The 16,945-nt window shown below is 62.4% G+C and carries 16 protein-coding genes; 10 read left to right on the plus strand and 6 right to left on the minus strand.

The genetic code is table 11. From position 1 onward, the window contains the following. Nucleotides 1-16 precede the first annotated feature (16 nt). From J3P84_RS05920 to J3P84_RS05930, 3 genes are all read right to left on the minus strand, one after another. On the minus strand, nucleotides 17-808 hold the full coding sequence (locus J3P84_RS05920; protein WP_305499061.1) for an OmpA family protein: 792 nt from the start codon (nucleotides 806-808) through the stop codon (nucleotides 17-19). Between the two features lie 49 nt (nucleotides 809-857). Further along, nucleotides 858-1,271: a DUF4398 domain-containing protein gene (locus J3P84_RS05925; RefSeq protein WP_014336761.1), complete on the minus strand. Its 414-nt coding sequence runs from the start codon at nucleotides 1,269-1,271 to the stop codon at nucleotides 858-860. A gap of 284 nt (nucleotides 1,272-1,555) precedes the next feature. Next, entirely contained in the window at nucleotides 1,556-1,900 is a 345-nt protein-coding gene (locus J3P84_RS05930) for a pilin assembly protein (protein WP_434572070.1), read from the minus strand. 180 nt (nucleotides 1,901-2,080) lie between these two features. Here J3P84_RS05930 and ppc point away from each other — a divergent pair, with 180 nt between their 5' ends. The 7 genes from ppc to J3P84_RS05965 all read left to right on the plus strand — a co-directional run bounded on the left by ppc (nucleotide 2,081) and on the right by J3P84_RS05965 (nucleotide 9,518). After that, on the plus strand, nucleotides 2,081-4,711 hold the full coding sequence (gene ppc, locus J3P84_RS05935; protein WP_434628661.1) for a phosphoenolpyruvate carboxylase: 2,631 nt from the start codon (nucleotides 2,081-2,083) through the stop codon (nucleotides 4,709-4,711). Nucleotides 4,712-5,002: 291 nt separating this feature from the next. Further along, nucleotides 5,003-5,650, plus strand: a complete 648-nt coding sequence (gene adk, locus J3P84_RS05940; protein ID WP_434601734.1) for an adenylate kinase — start codon at nucleotides 5,003-5,005, stop codon at nucleotides 5,648-5,650. Between the two features lie 92 nt (nucleotides 5,651-5,742). Further along, nucleotides 5,743-6,420 (plus strand): tRNA (adenosine(37)-N6)-threonylcarbamoyltransferase complex dimerization subunit type 1 TsaB, encoded by a 678-nt coding sequence (tsaB, locus tag J3P84_RS05945; RefSeq protein WP_434628663.1) that lies wholly within the window; start codon nucleotides 5,743-5,745, stop codon nucleotides 6,418-6,420. Between the two features lie 357 nt (nucleotides 6,421-6,777). Next, the gene (locus tag J3P84_RS05950; RefSeq protein WP_305499067.1) at nucleotides 6,778-7,086 is read left to right on the plus strand and encodes a hypothetical protein; all 309 of its coding nucleotides are present in this window, start codon (nucleotides 6,778-6,780) and stop codon (nucleotides 7,084-7,086) included. After that, complete coding sequence (locus J3P84_RS05955; RefSeq protein WP_434628665.1) at nucleotides 7,086-7,946, plus strand: DUF72 domain-containing protein; 861 nt, start codon at nucleotides 7,086-7,088, stop codon at nucleotides 7,944-7,946. The genes J3P84_RS05950 and J3P84_RS05955 overlap by 1 nt, the downstream gene beginning before the upstream one ends. Before the next feature lie 35 nt (nucleotides 7,947-7,981). Next, on the plus strand, nucleotides 7,982-8,803 hold the full coding sequence (locus J3P84_RS05960; RefSeq protein WP_434628667.1) for an isocitrate lyase/PEP mutase family protein: 822 nt from the start codon (nucleotides 7,982-7,984) through the stop codon (nucleotides 8,801-8,803). A 37-nt stretch (nucleotides 8,804-8,840) separates the two neighbouring features. After that, entirely contained in the window at nucleotides 8,841-9,518 is a 678-nt protein-coding gene (locus tag J3P84_RS05965) for an extensin-like domain-containing protein (protein ID WP_434631165.1), read from the plus strand. Between the two features lie 4 nt (nucleotides 9,519-9,522). Here the strand turns inward: J3P84_RS05965 and J3P84_RS05970 are convergent, their stop codons facing one another. Then, nucleotides 9,523-10,143, minus strand: a complete 621-nt coding sequence (locus tag J3P84_RS05970) for an energy transducer TonB (RefSeq protein ID WP_434628669.1) — start codon at nucleotides 10,141-10,143, stop codon at nucleotides 9,523-9,525. A gap of 91 nt (nucleotides 10,144-10,234) precedes the next feature. On the opposite strand from J3P84_RS05970, the gene J3P84_RS05975 reads away from it, so the two are divergent. Beyond that, on the plus strand, nucleotides 10,235-11,017 hold the full coding sequence (locus tag J3P84_RS05975) for a class I SAM-dependent methyltransferase (protein ID WP_434628671.1): 783 nt from the start codon (nucleotides 10,235-10,237) through the stop codon (nucleotides 11,015-11,017). 152 nt (nucleotides 11,018-11,169) lie between these two features. Here J3P84_RS05975 and J3P84_RS05980 read toward each other — a convergent pair whose 3' ends face one another. Beyond that, complete coding sequence (locus J3P84_RS05980) at nucleotides 11,170-11,805, minus strand: TetR/AcrR family transcriptional regulator (protein WP_434572083.1); 636 nt, start codon at nucleotides 11,803-11,805, stop codon at nucleotides 11,170-11,172. 94 nt (nucleotides 11,806-11,899) lie between these two features. Here J3P84_RS05980 and J3P84_RS05985 point away from each other — a divergent pair, with 94 nt between their 5' ends. Together J3P84_RS05985 and J3P84_RS05990 are read left to right on the plus strand one after the other, a co-directional pair. Continuing rightward, nucleotides 11,900-13,000 carry an efflux RND transporter periplasmic adaptor subunit gene (locus J3P84_RS05985; protein ID WP_434628673.1) on the plus strand — a complete coding sequence of 367 codons (1,101 nt, stop codon included), beginning with the start codon at nucleotides 11,900-11,902 and terminating at the stop codon, nucleotides 12,998-13,000. Between the two features lie 6 nt (nucleotides 13,001-13,006). Beyond that, nucleotides 13,007-16,072 (plus strand): efflux RND transporter permease subunit, encoded by a 3,066-nt coding sequence (locus tag J3P84_RS05990; protein WP_434628675.1) that lies wholly within the window; start codon nucleotides 13,007-13,009, stop codon nucleotides 16,070-16,072. Between the two features lie 140 nt (nucleotides 16,073-16,212). On the opposite strand, the gene J3P84_RS05995 is transcribed toward J3P84_RS05990, so the two are convergent. After that, nucleotides 16,213-16,902, minus strand: coding sequence for a DUF4197 domain-containing protein (locus J3P84_RS05995; protein WP_434628677.1), 690 nt, complete (start codon nucleotides 16,900-16,902; stop codon nucleotides 16,213-16,215). Nucleotides 16,903-16,945: the final 43 nt, after the last annotated feature.

Below are 16,945 nucleotides of genomic sequence, written 5' to 3' on the forward strand. Positions count from 1 at the left end.
CGTTGCAGTCAGCCGATCAGTTGGCGCTCATGGTCGAGCGCGGGGCGACTGGCTGGTTGTCGTTGGAAATGGTGACTTCCACGCGACGGTTCATGGCACGGCCCGAGACGCTGGTGTTGTCGGCGACCGGAAATTCCTTGCCGTAACCCTGGGTCACGATGCGGGCCGGGTCGACACCCATTTTTACCAGGGCGGTACGCACGGAGCTGGCGCGGCGTTCGGACAGCGACTGGTTGTAGGAATCCGAACCGGTGCTATCGGTATAACCTTCGATGATCACCTTGCGATCCGGGTTTTCCTGGAGGAACTGCGCCAGTTTGCTCACATTGGTCATGCCGCTGGCGCGCAGGTCGGATTTGTTGGTGGCGAACAGCACGTCACCGAAGGTCACCAGCGTACCGCGCTCGGTCTGCTTGGCGTTGAGGCTGTCCTGCAACTGCTTGATCTGCGCGTTGCGGGCGTCGAGCAGTGCGCGGGCGCGTTCGTCACCGGCGTTTTTCAGCTCGGCTTCAGCGTTGCGCAGGGCGATGGTCTGCTTGGCCACTTCGACGCGCTGGTTGGTCAGGTAGGCCAGTTGGTCAACCTTGGCTTCGTCTTCGTTGTCCAGGTAGGCCTTGTCGGCCTTGGCCAGGAAGTCGGAGGCCTCTTTGGTTTCCAGGGCCGCGACCTTGGTGGCCGCCGGGTCGGCCTGCAGGCCGTTGTAGTTGGTACGGGCCTGTTCCAGGTTCGCGTTCGGGTCGTGGGAGCAAGCGGCCAGGGCTACGCAGGCGGCAAGCAGGGCGGGCATCATGAAATGTTTGTGCGTCATAGTCTGTCGTCCTTTTATCAATGAGAAATACGTCGTGGCTCGAACAGGGTTACTGAACCTTGTTCATGCCTTCCTGACGCAGTTCCTGAACCCCTTTCTGGGAATCCTTGAGGGCCTGTTCGGCCTTGGCTGCCTGGGCCTTGCGTTCGGCAACGCGCGCATCCCATTCGGCCTGTTCGGCCAGACGCTTGGCCTCTTCGTAGTTCTCGTCGTGCATGGCGATCTCGGCCTGCTTGAGTTTGTCCTGGGCCGATTTCATTTCCACCGCGGCAAACTCGGTGCCGCCCGCGCTGACGGCGCTGTTGACCGCCGATTGCGTGACCGCGTATTGCTCCGAAGGTGGATTGCCGGCGCAACCGGCCAGGATGAAGCTGCTACCGATAGCCAGGGCAGCCAACTTCAGGCCGCGCAAGCCAGTGGATGAGGGTTTGGCAGTGCAGGTATTCATAGGCTTCAACTCCATTGGAAAACTCCTGAAAAAACACTAATCCATGCTGGGACCGAAGCCGTGACGTCTGTTTTGGCGCTGGCGCCAGGGCGCGTTTATTTAAACGACCGTTCCAGTATGGTTACTCGGTGTGACCCGAGGCGTTTTTCAAAAGTTCAGGTAAGGATGGCCAATCGCCAAAAGAAATGCTGACTGATCGGTCAGTTGCCAAAAAGCTGAACTTTCAAGGCGGGCAGCGGTATTCCGGCACCACAAACTCGGTAGCGGTGCCGGGATAACGCGATGCGGGGGGAGGGGAATCAGTGCTTTGACTTGTCGTTTTGCGAGGAGAGTTGGCGCAGATGACGACGGGACAAGGCGAGAAATCGCGGGGTCGGACCGACGTCTTCGTACAGCGGGTCGCCTTCTTCATCGGTGGCCACGACCTGCGCGCCCTTGATGTAGGGGAAGCTGGCTTCCAGCTCCTCCAGCGCAGCGCCGATCAATTCGCCGAGCAGTTCTTCGGGCTGGCGCTTGGGGTACATGTCGCAGATCGCCGCCAGGCGTGCGGCGGCTTCCACATCCAGATGAATCGTATAACCGGTCTGGGTCAGGTGACCCTTGGCGTTTTCTTCCCAGTGCTGAGCAAGTTCACGGATTTTCATGATGGCGCCTCAATGGACCCGCTCGTGGCGGGCGCGACAGTGACAAGCCGTTGTGTGGCTTACCCATGAGACTAGCTTTGGCTGACAAGGTTTAAAGTCCCTTCGTCGCTTGTCATAAGCGACCGGCATCGGCACTCTCTCCTACAAAGCTGTCTGGACCTTTTTGCTGGAGACCTGCTGATGACCGATATTGATGCCCGCTTGCGCGAGGACGTCCACCTGCTCGGCGAACTGCTGGGCAATACCATTCGCGACCAGTACGGAGACGCCTTTCTCGACAAGATCGAGCAGATTCGCAAAGGCGCGAAGGCTGACCGACGCGGTTCGATGGATGCGGAACTGAGCGCCAGCCTCAACCAGTTGAGCGAGGACGAGTTGCTGCCGGTAGCGCGGGCGTTCAACCAGTTCCTCAACCTGGCCAATATCGCCGAGCAATACCAGCTGATTCACCGCCGCGAAGAATCCAGGCCGGCGCCGTTCGAAGCACGCGTGCTGCCCGAGCTGCTGGCGCGCCTGCGAGCCGAAGGCCATGGCGCCGAAGCGTTGGCCCGGCAGTTGGGCCGGCTGGAAATCGAACTGGTGCTCACTGCGCATCCCACGGAAGTCGCCCGGCGCACGTTGATCCAGAAATACGACGCGATCGCCGCGCAACTGGCAGCCCAGGACCATCGCGACCTCACCAGTGCCGAGCGCGCGCAGATCCACGAACGCTTGCAGCGGTTGATCGCCGAAGCCTGGCACACCGAAGAGATTCGCCGGACCCGCCCGACGCCCGTGGACGAGGCCAAGTGGGGCTTCGCGGTGATCGAGCATTCGCTCTGGCACGCCATCCCCAATTACCTGCGCAAGGCTGACCAGGCCCTGCATGCCGCCACCGGGTTGCGCCTGCCGCTGGAGGCCGCGCCGATCCGCTTTGCCTCATGGATGGGTGGCGACCGGGACGGCAACCCGAACGTCACCGCCGCGGTCACTCGCGAGGTGTTGCTGCTGGCGCGCTGGATGGCGGCGGACCTGTATTTGCGCGACGTCGACCATCTGGCCGCCGACTTGTCCATGCAGAAAGCCAGCGAGGCCTTGCGCGCCCAGGCCGGTGACAGCGCCGAGCCCTATCGCGCGGTGCTCAAGCAATTGCGCGAACGCCTGCGAGCCACGCGCAACTGGGCCCAGGCCTCCCTGAAGGGCACGACGCCGGCCACCGCCGAGGTGTTGCAGGACAACCGTGAACTGCTTGATCCGTTGGAGTTGTGCTACCAGTCCCTGCATGAGTGCGGCATGGGCGTGATTGCCGACGGGCCGTTGCTCGATTGCCTGCGCCGCGCGGTGACCTTCGGCCTGTTCCTGGTGCGCCTCGACGTGCGCCAGGACTCGACGCGGCACACGGCGGCGATGACCGAGATCACCGATTACCTCGGGCTGGGGCGTTACGAGGAATGGGACGAAGAGCAGCGCATCGGTTTCCTCTTGGGTGAGCTGAATAATCGCCGGCCCTTGTTGCCCCCTTACTTCAAGCCGTCGGCCGATACGGCGGAAGTCCTGGCCACGTGCCGCGAGGTTGCGGCGGCACCGGCAGCGTCCCTGGGCTCTTATGTGATTTCCATGGCCGGCGCGGCTTCCGATGTGCTGGCGGTGCAGTTGCTGCTCAAGGAGGCCGGCGTATTGCGGCCGATGCGCGTAGTGCCGCTGTTCGAAACCCTCGCCGACCTGGACAACGCCGGGCCGGTGATCGAACGTCTGCTGTTGCTGCCGGGTTATCGCTCGCGCCTGCAAGGTCCCCAGGAAGTGATGATCGGCTATTCCGACTCGGCCAAGGACGCCGGGACCACGGCGGCAGCCTGGGCGCAATACCGGGCCCAGGAGCGTCTGGTGGACATCTGCCGCGAGCAGCAAGTCGAATTGCTGTTGTTCCATGGCCGCGGTGGCACCGTCGGCCGTGGCGGCGGCCCGGCGCATGCGGCAATCCTGTCCCAGCCGCCGGGCTCGGTGGCCGGACGTTTCCGCACTACCGAACAAGGCGAAATGATTCGTTTCAAATTCGGCCTGCCGGACATCGCCGAGCAGAATCTCAATCTTTACCTCGCCGCAGTGCTCGAAGCGACCTTGCTGCCACCACCGCCGCCAACCCCGCAATGGCGGCATCTGATGGATGAACTGGCTGCCGACGGGGTCAATGCCTACCGGGCCGTAGTGCGGGAAAATCCACAATTTGTCGAGTATTTCCGCCAGTCCACGCCGGAACAGGAACTGGGTCGCCTACCCTTGGGCAGCCGTCCGGCCAAACGTCGGGCCGGCGGTATCGAAAGCCTGCGGGCGATCCCGTGGATTTTCGGCTGGACCCAGACCCGGTTGATGCTGCCGGCCTGGCTCGGTTGGGAAACCGCCCTGGGCAAGGCGCTGGAGCGCGGCGAGGGCGAACTGCTCGGGCAGATGCGTGAGCAATGGCCGTTCTTCCGCACCCGCATCGACATGCTGGAGATGGTCCTGGCCAAGGCCGACGCCGATATTGCCCAGTCCTATGACGAGCGTCTGGTGGAACCAGCGTTGCTGCCTTTGGGCGAGCATTTACGCGACCTATTGTCGCAGGCCTGTTCGGTGGTCCTGGGCCTGACCGGCCAGTCGCAGCTACTGGCACATAGCCCAGACACGCTGGAATTCATCCGCCTGCGCAATACCTACCTCGACCCGCTGCACCTGTTGCAGGCCGAGCTGCTGGCACGTTCGCGGCAGCAGGACGTGGCCCAGGGCAGCCCTGTGGAACAGGCGTTGCTGGTGTCTGTGGCAGGGATTGCCGCCGGTTTGCGCAACACCGGCTAATCTCCCGGAGGGTGAAAAAACAGCACGCCCGGCCTGTCCGGGCGTAGCTGTTTGCAGGGGCAGGGAGGTCGACCAGGCGACAGTTTGTTGCCCGGTTGCGACTCTCACTACCCCCTACGAAGGTCGCGTGCGGCGCGGGTTACTCCGACTTTCGGCGGCTTGTGTGGGTCGGGCCCGCTGTGTATCTTGATCAGCCTTTGGCCGTTTGGGCGGTCACGATCAAGTTTTTCGAAGATTGGCCCCACGAGGCGAATCCGAGCGTTTTACATAAAAAAATTGAGGAGCACATCGATGCGCGTCATTCTGCTGGGAGCTCCCGGGGCCGGTAAAGGTACTCAGGCAAAGTTCATCACCGAAAAATTCGGTATCCCGCAAATCTCCACTGGCGACATGCTTCGCGCCGCGGTCAAGGCTGGCACCCCACTGGGTGTTCAGGCCAAGAGCATCATGGATGCCGGCGGCCTGGTGTCGGATGACCTGATCATCGCGCTGGTCAAGGACCGCATTGCTCAAGCCGACTGCGCCAACGGCTTCCTGTTCGATGGCTTCCCACGCACGATCCCTCAGGCTGAAGCCCTGGTGAGCGCTGGCGTGGAGCTCGACCATGTTGTCGAGATCGCGGTCGATGACGAGGAAATCGTCCAGCGTATTGCCGGGCGTCGCGTTCACGAAGCGTCCGGTCGTGTCTATCACACCGTCTACAACCCGCCAAAGGTCGCCGGCAAGGACGACGTGACTGGCGACGAGCTGGTGCAGCGCAAGGACGACACTGAAGAAACCGTGCGTCATCGCCTGTCGGTCTACCATTCCCAGACCAAGCCGCTGGTGGATTTCTACCAGAAGCTGTCCGCTGCCCAGGGCAAGCCGAAGTACAGCCACATCCCTGGCGTCGGCTCGGTCGACGCGATTACCGGCAAGGTGCTTGAAGCACTGAGCTGAAAACGCTGATTGCAGCCTCAACTACGGCCCGCTTGCGGGCCGTAGTTGTTTATACTGGCGCACTTTTTCCCACCTGATTTACGGACATATCGATGAGCACCTTGCTGGCCCTGGACACCGCGACTGAAGCTTGCTCCGTTGCCTTGCTGCATGACGGCAAGGTCACGAGCCACTACGAGGTGATCCCGCGCCTGCATGCGCAAAAATTGCTGCCTATGATTCAGCAATTGCTCAGCGATGCCGGGATCACCTTGCAAACCGTGGATGCGATCGCCTTTGGTCGCGGCCCAGGGGCGTTTACCGGCGTGCGCATCGCCATTGGCGTCGTGCAGGGCCTGGCCTTCGCCTTGGAACGCCCGGTATTGCCGGTCTCGAACCTGGCCGTACTGGCCCAGCGCGCCTTGCGCGAGCACGGCGCGCATCAGGTAGCGGCCGCCATCGATGCGCGCATGGACGAGGTGTACTGGGGCTGCTATCGCGAAACCGCTGGCGAGATGCGCCTGGTCGGTGCCGAGGCGGTGTTGCCACCCGAAGCGGCGGCGTTGCCGGCTGACACCAGCGGCGACTGGTTCGGCGCCGGTACCGGTTGGGGCTACGGCGAGCGAATCGGCGTCAGCCTTGTCGGCCAGGATGCCTCGATGTTGCCCCATGCCGAAGACCTGCTGGCCCTGGCACGCTTTGCCTGGGAACGCGGCGAAGCCATCCCTGCCGACGATGCGCAGCCGGTGTACCTGCGGGACAAGGTCGCGACGCCCAAGTCCGAACGGTAAACCCAAACTTGACCACACTCTCGAGCGAGCACAATTGTGGCGAGGGAGCTTGCTCCCGCTGGGGCGCGAAGCGGCCCTGAAATTTCCTTGGTGCCCTTACTGGTCGGGCTGAAATTAAGTCTTGGGGTTGCTTCGCAACCCAGCGGGAGCAAGCTCCTCGCCACGAAGGCGTTGCTCCGGCTCAGAATCCGCCAAAGTCATCCCAAGACCCAAAAGTCACACCCAAAATTGCCAGTCGTCACTTTTTTCGCCGGTTTTTAAACCTTTTTGCCTTTATGTGTTCTAGTTATCACTTGCGCATTTGCGCGGATACGAATGTGCCGCTAAATTGCCATCATTGATACCGAGCATTCTGTTATGCGTATAGACGGCGTTTCATCCCAGTCCTACCCCATCAAGCGTCGGCCTCGTGCGGGTAAAGCCGCTGAGCCGGAAAACTTCGATGACATCGATGGTGAGCTGGAATTTCCGTCCGAAGAGCAACTGGCCGCCCGCGCCGCCAAAGCCTCTGCGCAACGCCTGAGCAATCTTCCCGCCCGTCAGCAGGACATGCTGTATCACCGCGCCATGAGCCGCAGTGTCGCCACGGCGCTGGCCAGCTACCTGAGCACCGCCGGTTTTGTTGATTGGGATATGGAAGTGCTGGGCCTCGACCTCTACATCTGATGCGGTTGCCCTACTATCTGGGTTGCCCGTCCTGGAGCGAAAACGCCTGGCGCGATTATCTTTATCCCCAGGACGCCAAAAGCTCCGATTTCCTCAGTCTCTACTCTCAAGTATTCAACGCCGTGGAAGGCAACACGACCTTCTACGCGAGCCCGGCCGCGTCCACCGTTCAGCGCTGGGCCGAAATCATGCCCGAGCACTTTCGCTTCACCGCCAAGATCCCCGGTGACATCAGCCACGGCGGCGACCTGCGCGAACACCTGACCGCCACCGAAACCTTTGTCCAGTTGCTAAGCCCCTTGGGCGAGCGCGTCTCGCCGTTCTGGCTGCAACTGTCCAAGGCGTTCACGCCCAATCGATTGCAGGAGCTGGCGGCATTCATCGACGCGTTCCCACGGTCGTTGGCCGTAGAGGTGCGTCACGATGAGTTTTTTGCCAAAGGCGACGCTGAACGACAGCTCAACCGTTTGCTGCTCGATCGTGGTGTCGAACGCATCTGTCTCGATCCCCGCGGCCTGTTCAGCTGCGCGTCGACCGCCCCTGAAGTCATTCACGCGCAATACAAGAAACCCCGGGTGCCGACGCGACCGGCGGCGTTCACTCAATACCCGCAGGTGCGTTTCGTCGGTCATCCGGTAGTGGAGGCCAACGAGCTGTTCCTGACGCCATGGGTAGAAAAAATCGCCGTGTGGATCGAAGAGGGGCGCACGCCGTATATGTTCCTGCACACCGCGGACAATCTGCTGGCGGCGAAACTCGCGATGCATTTTCACAGCCGCCTGATGAAGCGTTTGCCTGGCTTGCCGGCGCTGCCTGAGCTATATAGAGAACCCGCCGCCGAGCAACTCGGTCTGCTCTGAGGCGAACTCCGCAAAATTGCTCAGGAGCGACTTTCATGGATGCACAAACCCGCCGAGCCCAGGCGTTCAAGGCGTTGCACGAACGCGATGGGGCGTTTGTCATTCCCAATCCATGGGATGCCGGTTCGGCAAAGATGCTCGCCAGCCTCGGCTTTGAAGCATTGGCGACGACCAGTGCCGGTCACGCTTTTTCCCTGGCACGACCTGACGGCGCCCTGGGTCTTGATGACACGCTGGCGAATGTGCGAGCGATTGTTGCGGCCACGGACCTGCCAGTAGCCGTCGACCTGGAAAACGGCTTTGCCGATGCGCCCGAAGACTGCGCCCGCAGCTTGCTCCGCGCCGCGGACGCCGGCGCGGTAGGGGGCTCCATCGAAGATGCCACGGGCCGCGAAGACAGCCCGATCTACGATTTCGAGCACGCCGTGGCGCGGGTCAAGGCCGCCGCCGAGGCGGTGCGCAGTCTGCCTTTCCCTTTCCTGCTGACCGCGCGGGCAGAAAACTTCCTGCATGGCAGGCCGGATCTGGACGACACTATCCGGCGCCTGAAGGCCTTCGCCGACGCCGGCGCCGATGTGCTGTACGCGCCGGGGCTGAGCAGCGCCGAGCAAGTGCTGGCGGTGGTCCGGGCCGTGGCGCCCAAGCCCGTTAACGTACTGATGTCCGGCGCGCTGGACCTGACGGTAGCCCAGTTGAGTGAACTGGGCGTCAAGCGCATCAGTGTCGGATCGGCCCTCGCGCTGGCGGCGTATGGCGAGTTTTTCCGCGCCGCCGAAGAAATCCAACGGCAGGGGACCTTCACCTTCACCCGTCGCTCAATGCCTTTCAACCAGGCCAATCAATTATTCAAGGGTTGAATCCCGAGGCGTTGTCGTGCGGTTTTTGAAAGGACTGATGGTATTGGCGCTGATCGCTGGCGTCGCGGTGGTGGCGGTATGGCGCGGTTGGCTGGCCGTGCCGCCGCAATGGAACCCCTGGGCGCCGCTGGACGTGAAAGCGCCGCCAAATCTGCTGACCCGCTACAAACTCATGGCCCTGCGCAACGATCCGCAACTGTGCGACCAGGCGCTTGCCACGTCGGGGCTGCGGACCGCTCGCCAGGCTGACAGCGGCGCCAATACCTCGTGCCCGCTGACCAATGTGCTGCGGGTGCAGGGCGGTGAGGTGGCGCTTAGCAGCAGCTTCCTCGCCAGTTGCCCACTGGCGGTGGCCTTCGCGCTGTTCGAGCGCCATGCATTGCAGCCGGCGGCAATGGCCGCCTACGGCAAGCAAGTCACGCGGGTCGATCACCTGGGCAGTTTTGCCTGTCGCAACATGTACGGTCGTGAAAGCGGCGCGCGCAGCCAGCACGCCACTGCCAGCGCGTTGGACATCGCCGGGTTTCGCCTGGCCGATGGACGAGCCGTCAGCGTGCTCAGGGATTGGCCGAAGGACAACACCGATGCGCAGTTTCTACGGCAGGTGCGCGATGGCGCCTGCGACATGTTCAGTGTGGTCTTGAGTCCGGATTACAACGCGGCGCACCGCAACCATTTTCATCTGGATGTGGGGCCCTGGTGGATTTGTCGTTGAGGAATCAGGCAGCGATGCGCAGGTTCTGCAGTACGATCGAACGCGCCCAGCGAGTGTCGAAGTCCAGTTGTTTCTGCTGCGCCACCAATTCCTCTTCCGGGAATGGAGGGAATGGCTTGTCCAACAGGTCGAGTTCGAATTCGGCAATCGGCAGGGGCAGTCGACGCGGCTGTGGTGCCGGGCCCGGTTCTGGCAACGGTTGACCGGCGGCGAGGACGATCGGGCGAACCCAATTGCTCTCGAAGGTCTGCTGCTTTTGCTGTGCGACGATTTCTTCTGGCGGGAAGGGCGGGAACGGCTTGTCGAGCAAATCCAGTTCGAACTCGGCGATCGGCAGGAACAACGGCTCGGGTGGCTTGACCTGGGTTTCCGTCACGTCGCAGGTGCGCTGGCTGACGATATTCTCCAGCAGCTCGGCGCCCAGGGTCGGTTCAACCGCTTCATCGAGGGCGACTGGCTGGTAGCTGCCGGGCGCCGGTGCGTTTTCACCCAACTGGTCGGCCAGGGCCCGGGCAAAAAAATCCTGCCACAGGTGACTGACGCCGCTCAGCGCTTGGGTGTTGCGCAGGCTGTAATCGCCGTAAGGGGAGATAACGCCTATCGATGTGGATTGAATGTCTGACATTTTTCTCGGTCGACGCTCAGCTCTGGCAAAATGCCGTTCACCGTTGTTATCGGCCGTTTTTGCCGATCCTTAATTTTTTGAGCATGTTTTCATGACTGAGCAACTCGCGGCTTGCCGCATCCATGTCGAGGCCCTGGCCCCGGCGTTCCAGCCCCGCGCCGAGCAGTGGTCCGAGCAGCTCGGCCTGCCGTTGCAGATGGATGACGGCGAGTTCGCCTTGCAGGTCGGCGAGCACGGGTTGCAATTGCAGCAGCTGGGTCCCGATGCGCCGGGACCGGTGCGCGTGGATTTTGTCGAGGGCGGCGCAGCCCATCGTCGTTTGTACGGGGGCGGCAGTGGCCAGATGATCGCCAAGGCAGTCGGTGTCGCCCAGGGTGTGCGTCCGCGAGTGCTGGATGCCACGGCGGGGTTGGGCAAGGATGCGTTCGTGCTGGCGAGTCTCGGCTGCGAGATGAGCCTGATCGAGCGTCAACCCTTGATCGGTGCTTTGCTGGAGGATGGCCTGGCTCGCGGTGCGGAAGATTTCGATGTGGCGCCGATTGTGGCGCGGATGCGCTTGCTCAAGGGCAATTCCATCGAAGTGATGCGCAGCTGGCAAGGCGAGCCGCCCCAGGTGATCTACCTGGACCCGATGTTTCCCCATCGGGAGAAAACCGCCCTGGTGAAAAAAGAGATGCGCCTGTTCCGCCCGCTGGTGGGCGATGATACCGACGCCCCGGCGCTGCTTGCCGCCGCGCTGGCGTTGGCGACCCACCGGGTGGTGGTCAAGCGCCCGCGCAAGGCCCCCTGCATTGAAGGGCCGAAGCCGAGCCATGGGCTGGAAGGCAAGTCCAGTCGGTACGATATCTATCCGAAGAAAGCGCTCAAGGCTTGAGACCGGGGTGACTTCATTCGCGAGCAGGCTCGCTCCCACATAGGGTCTTGGGAAGGAGCTGTTCAGCATAATCCATATTCACCACCGTTCTCCTGTGGGAGCGAGCCTGCTCGCGAAGAGGCCCTCCCAGCCAGCGAAAGTGACCGGTCGAACTAAGGCCGATAAGCCCGCACAAACAACCCCACCACTTCCTGCACATGCGCTTCGGCCGCTTCGGCGTCCTGCGGCCCGTCGCAGCCATACAACAACCTGAAGTTCGCCGCGCCCTTGATCAGGCAGAAAAAATGCTCGGCGGCGTTGCGCGGTTTGTCGATGCTCAGGGCGCCGCTCTGGTCGATCTTGGTCAGCAACCTTTCCATCCCTGAGAGCATTCGCTGCGGGCCGGCCTGGTAGAAGATGGTCGAGAGCTTTGGATCCTGGCTACCCAACGCCACCATCAGCCGATGCAGGTTCACCGATTCGTCGCTGTTGATCAATTGGTTGAAGCCGCGGGCGATGTTCAGCAGCACGTGTTCAATCGGAACACCGTCGGCCCATTCGAAGAAAAGCGGCGGCACCTGTTCCTCGCACTTGGCAATCACGGCGGCGGAAAACAGCGTTTCCTTGTCATTGAAGTGGCTGTAGACGGTCAGCTTCGAGACGCCGGCCTCGGTGGCCACGGCGTCCATGCTGGTGCTGGCGTAGCCCAGGCTCAGGAACAGGCGTTTCGCGGCGTCGAGAATGGCCTGGCGCTTGGCCAGATCCTTGGGACGACCAGGGCCGCTGGAGGAGGGAGGATTGTTCGACATTATTCGCTTTTAATACTGGACTGGTGAGTTTGCTATTAATAACATACTCGCCAGTATAATTATTCCAAGCACCATTAGCGAAAGGTCATCCACCATGTTCCGCTATGTCCTGCCCCTCGCCGTGCCAGTCAGCCTGGCTTTTTTATTGTCTGCGTGCGGTCATGAGGAGCCGACGCCGGTCGCCGTGCGCCCTGCGATGGTCGTCAAGCCGGAGCCTTCGGCCCAGGCAATGGACAGTTATCCCGGCGAAGTACGGGCGCGGTTCGAGCCGGACCTGGCGTTTCGCATTGGCGGCAAGGTGAGCCGCCGGCTGGTGGAAGAGGGCCAGCGGGTCAAGGCCAACCAGGCGCTGGCCGAACTCGACCCCGAGGATGTGCGCCTGCAACTGGAAGCCAGTCGGGCCCAGGTCGCCGCCGCCGAGGCCAACCTGAGCCTGGTGAAAGCCGAGCGTGACCGCTACAAGACCTTGATGGAGCGGCAGATGGTCAGCCGCTCCCAATACGACAACGCCGAGAATCTCTATCGCTCCGGTGCCGCGCGGCTCAAGCAGATCAAGGCCGAATTCGACGTTGCCAGCAACCAGGCCAGCTATTCGGTGTTGCGTGCACCCCAGGACGGCGTGGTGGCCCGGCGGGCGGTGGAAGTCGGCCAGGTGGTGTCGGCTGGACAGACCGTCTTCACCCTGGCCACCGACGGCGAGCGTGAAGTGTTGATCAGCCTGCCGGAGCAGGGATTTGGTCGGTTCAAGATCGGCCAGCCAGTGTCGGTTGAATTGTGGAGCCAGCCCGATCAGCGCTTCAGCGGACGCATCCGCGAACTCTCGCCGGCCGCCGATCCGAAATCCCGTACCTTCGCCGCGCGCGTCGCCTTCACCGCTGGCAGCGTCCCGGCGGAACTGGGCCAGAGCGCCCGGGTGTTTATCCAGACCGCTGAGAAGGCGCCGCTGTCGGTGCCATTGTCGGCCCTCACCGCCGAGAACGGCGCCACCTTCGTCTGGGTGGTCAAGCCCGACAACACGCTCAAGAAAGTCCCGGTGCGCGTTGGCGCCTTCGGTGAAAAGACCGTGCCGGTGCTCGAAGGCCTGAGTGCCAATGACTGGGTGGTGGCCGCTGGCGTGCATGTGCTTCTGGACGGCCAGCAGGTTCGGCCGGTGGATCGCTCCAATCGCGTGGTCAACCTGGCGGCCAAGGAGTAATCCCCGATGGGCTTCAATCTCTCCGAATGGGCGTTGCGTAACCGCCAGATCGTACTGTTCCTGATGCTCTTGCTGGCGATCGTCGGCGCGCTTTCCTACACCAAGCTGGGTCAGAGCGAAGATCCGCCATTCACCTTCAAGGCCATGGTCATCCGTACCGTCTGGCCAGGGGCCACGGCCGAGGAAGTGTCGCGCCAGGTCACCGAGCGTATCGAAAAGAAGCTCATGGAAACCGGCGACTACGAAAAGATCGTCTCGTTTTCCCGGCCGGGAGAATCCCAGGTTACTTTTGCGGCTCGCGACTCCATGCATTCCAAGCAGATTCCCGAGCTGTGGTACCAGATCCGCAAGAAGATCGGCGATATCCGGCAGACCTTGCCGCCGGGTATCCAGGGACCGTTCTTCAACGATGAGTTCGGCACTACCTTCGGCAATATCTACGCGCTCACCGGCGACGGCTTCGATTATGGCGTGCTCAAGGATTACGCCGACCGTATCCAGATCCAGCTGCAGCGGGTCAAGGACGTAGGCAAGGTCGAGTTGGTCGGCCTGCAGGACGAGAAAATCTGGGTCGAGCTGTCGAACGTGAAGCTGGCGACCCTCGGCCTGCCCCTGGCGGCAGTCCAGCAGGCGCTGGAGGCGCAGAACGCGGTATCGACCGCCGGCTTCTTCGAGACCGGCAGCGAGCGATTGCAGCTACGGGTCTCGGGGAATTTCCAGAGCGTGGAAGAGATCCGTGACTTTCCGATCCGCGTGGCCGACCGGACCTTCCGCATCGGTGACGTGGCCGATGTTCGTCGCGGCTTCAATGATCCACCGGCGCCGCGCATGCGTTTCATGGCGGAGGACGCCATCGGCCTGGCCGTGGCGATGAAGGAGGGCGGCGACATCCTGATCCTCGGCAAGGCCCTCGAGGCCGAGTTTGCCCGCATCCAGAACACCCTGCCGGCCGGCATGCAACTGCGCAAGGTTTCCGACCAGCCGGCTGCGGTGAAGACTGGCGTCGGCGAGTTTGTCCAGGTACTGGTGGAAGCACTGACGATCGTGTTGCTGGTGAGCTTCTTTTCCCTGGGGCTGCGCACCGGAATGGTGGTGGCGCTGGCGATTCCGCTGGTCTTGGCGATGACCTTCGCCGCGATGTATTACCTGGGCATCGGTTTGCACAAGATTTCCCTCGGCGCGTTGGTGTTGGCGCTGGGGCTGTTGGTGGACGATGCGATCATCGCGGTGGAGATGATGGCCATCAAGATGGAGCAGGGCTACGACCGGATCAAGGCGGCCAGCTTTGCCTGGACCAGCACGGCGTTCCCGATGCTCACCGGCACCCTGATCACCGCGGCGGGGTTCCTGCCGATCGCCACCGCGCAATCGGGCACCGGTGAGTACACCCGTTCGATTTTCCAGGTGGTGACCCTCGCGCTGGTGGCTTCCTGGGTGGCCGCGGTGGTGTTCGTGCCGTATCTCGGGGAAAAACTCCTGCCGGACTTGGCGAAGATTCACGCGGCCAGGCATGGCACTGCTGACGGCCAGCCGGACCCCTACGGCACGCCGTTCTATCAGCGAGTCCGGCGAACGGTGGAGTGGTGCGTGCGTCGACGCAAGACGGTGATCACCTTGACCGTGCTGTTGTTCGTCGGCTCGGTGGTGCTGTTCCGTTTTGTCCCGCAGCAGTTTTTCCCGGCGTCGGGACGACTGGAGCTGATGGTCGACCTGAAGCTGGCCGAAGGCGCTTCGCTGGTCAACACCGCGGAGCAGGTCAAGCGCCTTGAAGCGCTGCTCAAGGACCACGCTGGCATCGACAATTACGTGGCGTACGTCGGCACCGGCTCACCACGCTTCTACTTGCCGCTGGATCAACAACTGCCGGCGCCGAGCTTCGCCCAGTTCGTCGTGCTGGCCAAGACCATCGAAGACCGCGAGCCCTTGCGCAGTTGGCTGATCAGCACACTGAACGAGCAGTTCCCGACCCTGCGCTCGCGGGTCACACGCCTGGAAAACGGCCCGCCCGTGGGGTATCCGGTGCAGTTTCGGGTGACGGGTGAACACATCGAAGAAGTCCGCGCGCTTGCCCGGAAAGTCGCGACAAAGGTTCGCGAAAACCCCTACGTCGCCAATGTCCACCTGGACTGGGAAGAACCGAGCAAGGTGGTGTACCTCAACATCGATCAGGATCGCGCCCGCGCGTTGGGCGTCACCACCGCCAACCTGTCGAGCTTCCTGCAAAGCTCCCTCACGGGCTCCAGTGTCAGCCAGTACCGCGAAGACAACGAGCTGATCGAGATCCTGCTGCGCGGCACCGTGCATGAGCGCACCGAGCTTTCGCTGTTGCCAAGCCTGGCGGTGCCTACCGACAACGGCACGAGCGTTGCCCTGTCGCAGATCGCGACGCTGGAATACGGCTTTGAAGAAGGGGTGATCTGGCACCGCAACCGTCTACCCAGCGTGACCGTACGGGCCGACATCTATGGCAAGGAACAACCGGCGACGCTGGTGCAACAGATTTTCCCGACCCTGGACCCGATCCGTGCAGAGTTGCCGGACGGCTATCTGCTGGAAGTCGGGGGCACGGTGGAGGATTCAACCCGTGGGCAGAAATCGGTGAATGCGGGCGTGCCGCTGTTCATCGTGGTGGTGCTGACGTTGCTGATGCTGCAACTGCGCAGCTTCTCGCGCACGGCGATGGTGTTTCTCACCGCGCCGCTGGGACTGATCGGCGTCACGCTGTTCCTGCTGGTGTTCCGCCAGCCGTTCGGTTTCGTCGCCATGCTCGGCACTATCGCGTTGTCCGGGATGATCATGCGCAACTCGGTGATCCTGGTGGACCAGATCGAACAGGACATCAAGGCGGGGCTCGCCCCCTGGCAGGCGATCATCGAGGCGACCGTGCGCCGTTTCCGGCCGATTGTACTGACTGCACTGGCGGCGGTCCTGGCGATGATCCCACTGTCGCGCAGCCTGTTCTTCGGGCCCATGGCAGTGGCTATCATGGGCGGCTTGATCGTGGCGACGGCGTTGACGCTGTTGTTCCTGCCGGCGTTGTATGCGGCGTGGTTCAGGGTCAGGAAAACCTGACCCACAGGCGCACATCGAACCTGTGGCGAGGGAGCTTGCTCCCGCTCGGTTGCGCAGCGACCGCAAAAGACCTGGGGGCGCTACGCACCCCAGCGGGAGCAAGCTCCCTCGCCACAAGTATTGTATTTGTCGGATAGGGCTCAGAGGGTGCCAAACACTTTCTTGGCCAAACTGGTCGCCGCGGCCGCCGGGTTCTGGCGGATCGTTGCTTCCTGCTTGGCAATCATCTTGAACAACCCGTCCAGCGCCTGCTCGGTCACGTAGTTCTCGACGTTGGCGCTCTTGGTGTCCACCACGCCGAGTGTCGCAGCCTGGCCGGCGAAGGCGTTGTACTTCTGGACCAGGCCGACCTTGTCGGTGGCTTGCTTGACGATCGGCAGGAACTTCGCGCGAATCTGCTCGCGGCTGCTCTTGTTCAGGTATTGCGTGGCCGAGTCGTTGCCGCCGCTCAGAATGCCCTTGGCATCCGTCACGCTCATGTTCTTCACCGCATCCACCAGGATCGGCTGGGCCTGCACTACGGCGGCTTCGGCAGCCTGGTTCATGCTGGTTTCCAATTGATCGACCTGAGCGCCCATGCCGAAGGCCTTCATCTTGCTGGCGACTTTACCGAGCTTGCCCGGCAGCTCGATCTTCACGTCGGGGTTGTTGCTGAAACCGCCAGGCTTACCCAGTTGCTTGACCGCGATCTGGGCGCCTTGGGTGAGGGCATCCTTCAGACCGCCCGTGGCGTCCTTCTGCGAGAGATCACCGAGCGACAGGGCCATGGCGTTGGCGCAGATCAACAGGCCGGCGCAGAGGCCGGTGAAACGGAGGGTAGGGCGGAGCATGGGCACTTTCCTTGAACGTTTGGAAAAGCATCAGCGTACGGCA

The sequence above is a fragment of the Pseudomonas sp. Z1-29 genome (genome assembly GCF_051131995.1).
GTDB lineage: Bacteria > Pseudomonadota > Gammaproteobacteria > Pseudomonadales > Pseudomonadaceae > Aquipseudomonas.

Bases quoted from the DNA above. Each gene is read 5' to 3' on its own strand.
- J3P84_RS05920 (WP_305499061.1), bottom strand. From the start codon at position 808: ATGACGCACAAACATTTCATGATGCCCGCCCTGCTTGCCGCCTGCGTA.
- J3P84_RS05925 (WP_014336761.1), bottom strand. From the start codon at position 1,271: ATGGAGTTGAAGCCTATGAATACCTGCACTGCCAAACCCTCATCCACT.
- J3P84_RS05930 (WP_434572070.1), bottom strand. From the start codon at position 1,900: ATGAAAATCCGTGAACTTGCTCAGCACTGGGAAGAAAACGCCAAGGGT.
- ppc (WP_434628661.1), top strand. From the start codon at position 2,081: ATGACCGATATTGATGCCCGCTTGCGCGAGGACGTCCACCTGCTCGGC.
- adk (WP_434601734.1), top strand. From the start codon at position 5,003: ATGCGCGTCATTCTGCTGGGAGCTCCCGGGGCCGGTAAAGGTACTCAG.
- tsaB (WP_434628663.1), top strand. From the start codon at position 5,743: ATGAGCACCTTGCTGGCCCTGGACACCGCGACTGAAGCTTGCTCCGTT.
- J3P84_RS05950 (WP_305499067.1), top strand. From the start codon at position 6,778: ATGCGTATAGACGGCGTTTCATCCCAGTCCTACCCCATCAAGCGTCGG.
- J3P84_RS05955 (WP_434628665.1), top strand. From the start codon at position 7,086: ATGCGGTTGCCCTACTATCTGGGTTGCCCGTCCTGGAGCGAAAACGCC.
- J3P84_RS05960 (WP_434628667.1), top strand. From the start codon at position 7,982: ATGGATGCACAAACCCGCCGAGCCCAGGCGTTCAAGGCGTTGCACGAA.
- J3P84_RS05965 (WP_434631165.1), top strand. From the start codon at position 8,841: ATGGTATTGGCGCTGATCGCTGGCGTCGCGGTGGTGGCGGTATGGCGC.
- J3P84_RS05970 (WP_434628669.1), bottom strand. From the start codon at position 10,143: ATGTCAGACATTCAATCCACATCGATAGGCGTTATCTCCCCTTACGGC.
- J3P84_RS05975 (WP_434628671.1), top strand. From the start codon at position 10,235: ATGACTGAGCAACTCGCGGCTTGCCGCATCCATGTCGAGGCCCTGGCC.
- J3P84_RS05980 (WP_434572083.1), bottom strand. From the start codon at position 11,805: ATGTCGAACAATCCTCCCTCCTCCAGCGGCCCTGGTCGTCCCAAGGAT.
- J3P84_RS05985 (WP_434628673.1), top strand. From the start codon at position 11,900: ATGTTCCGCTATGTCCTGCCCCTCGCCGTGCCAGTCAGCCTGGCTTTT.
- J3P84_RS05990 (WP_434628675.1), top strand. From the start codon at position 13,007: ATGGGCTTCAATCTCTCCGAATGGGCGTTGCGTAACCGCCAGATCGTA.
- J3P84_RS05995 (WP_434628677.1), bottom strand. From the start codon at position 16,902: ATGCTCCGCCCTACCCTCCGTTTCACCGGCCTCTGCGCCGGCCTGTTG.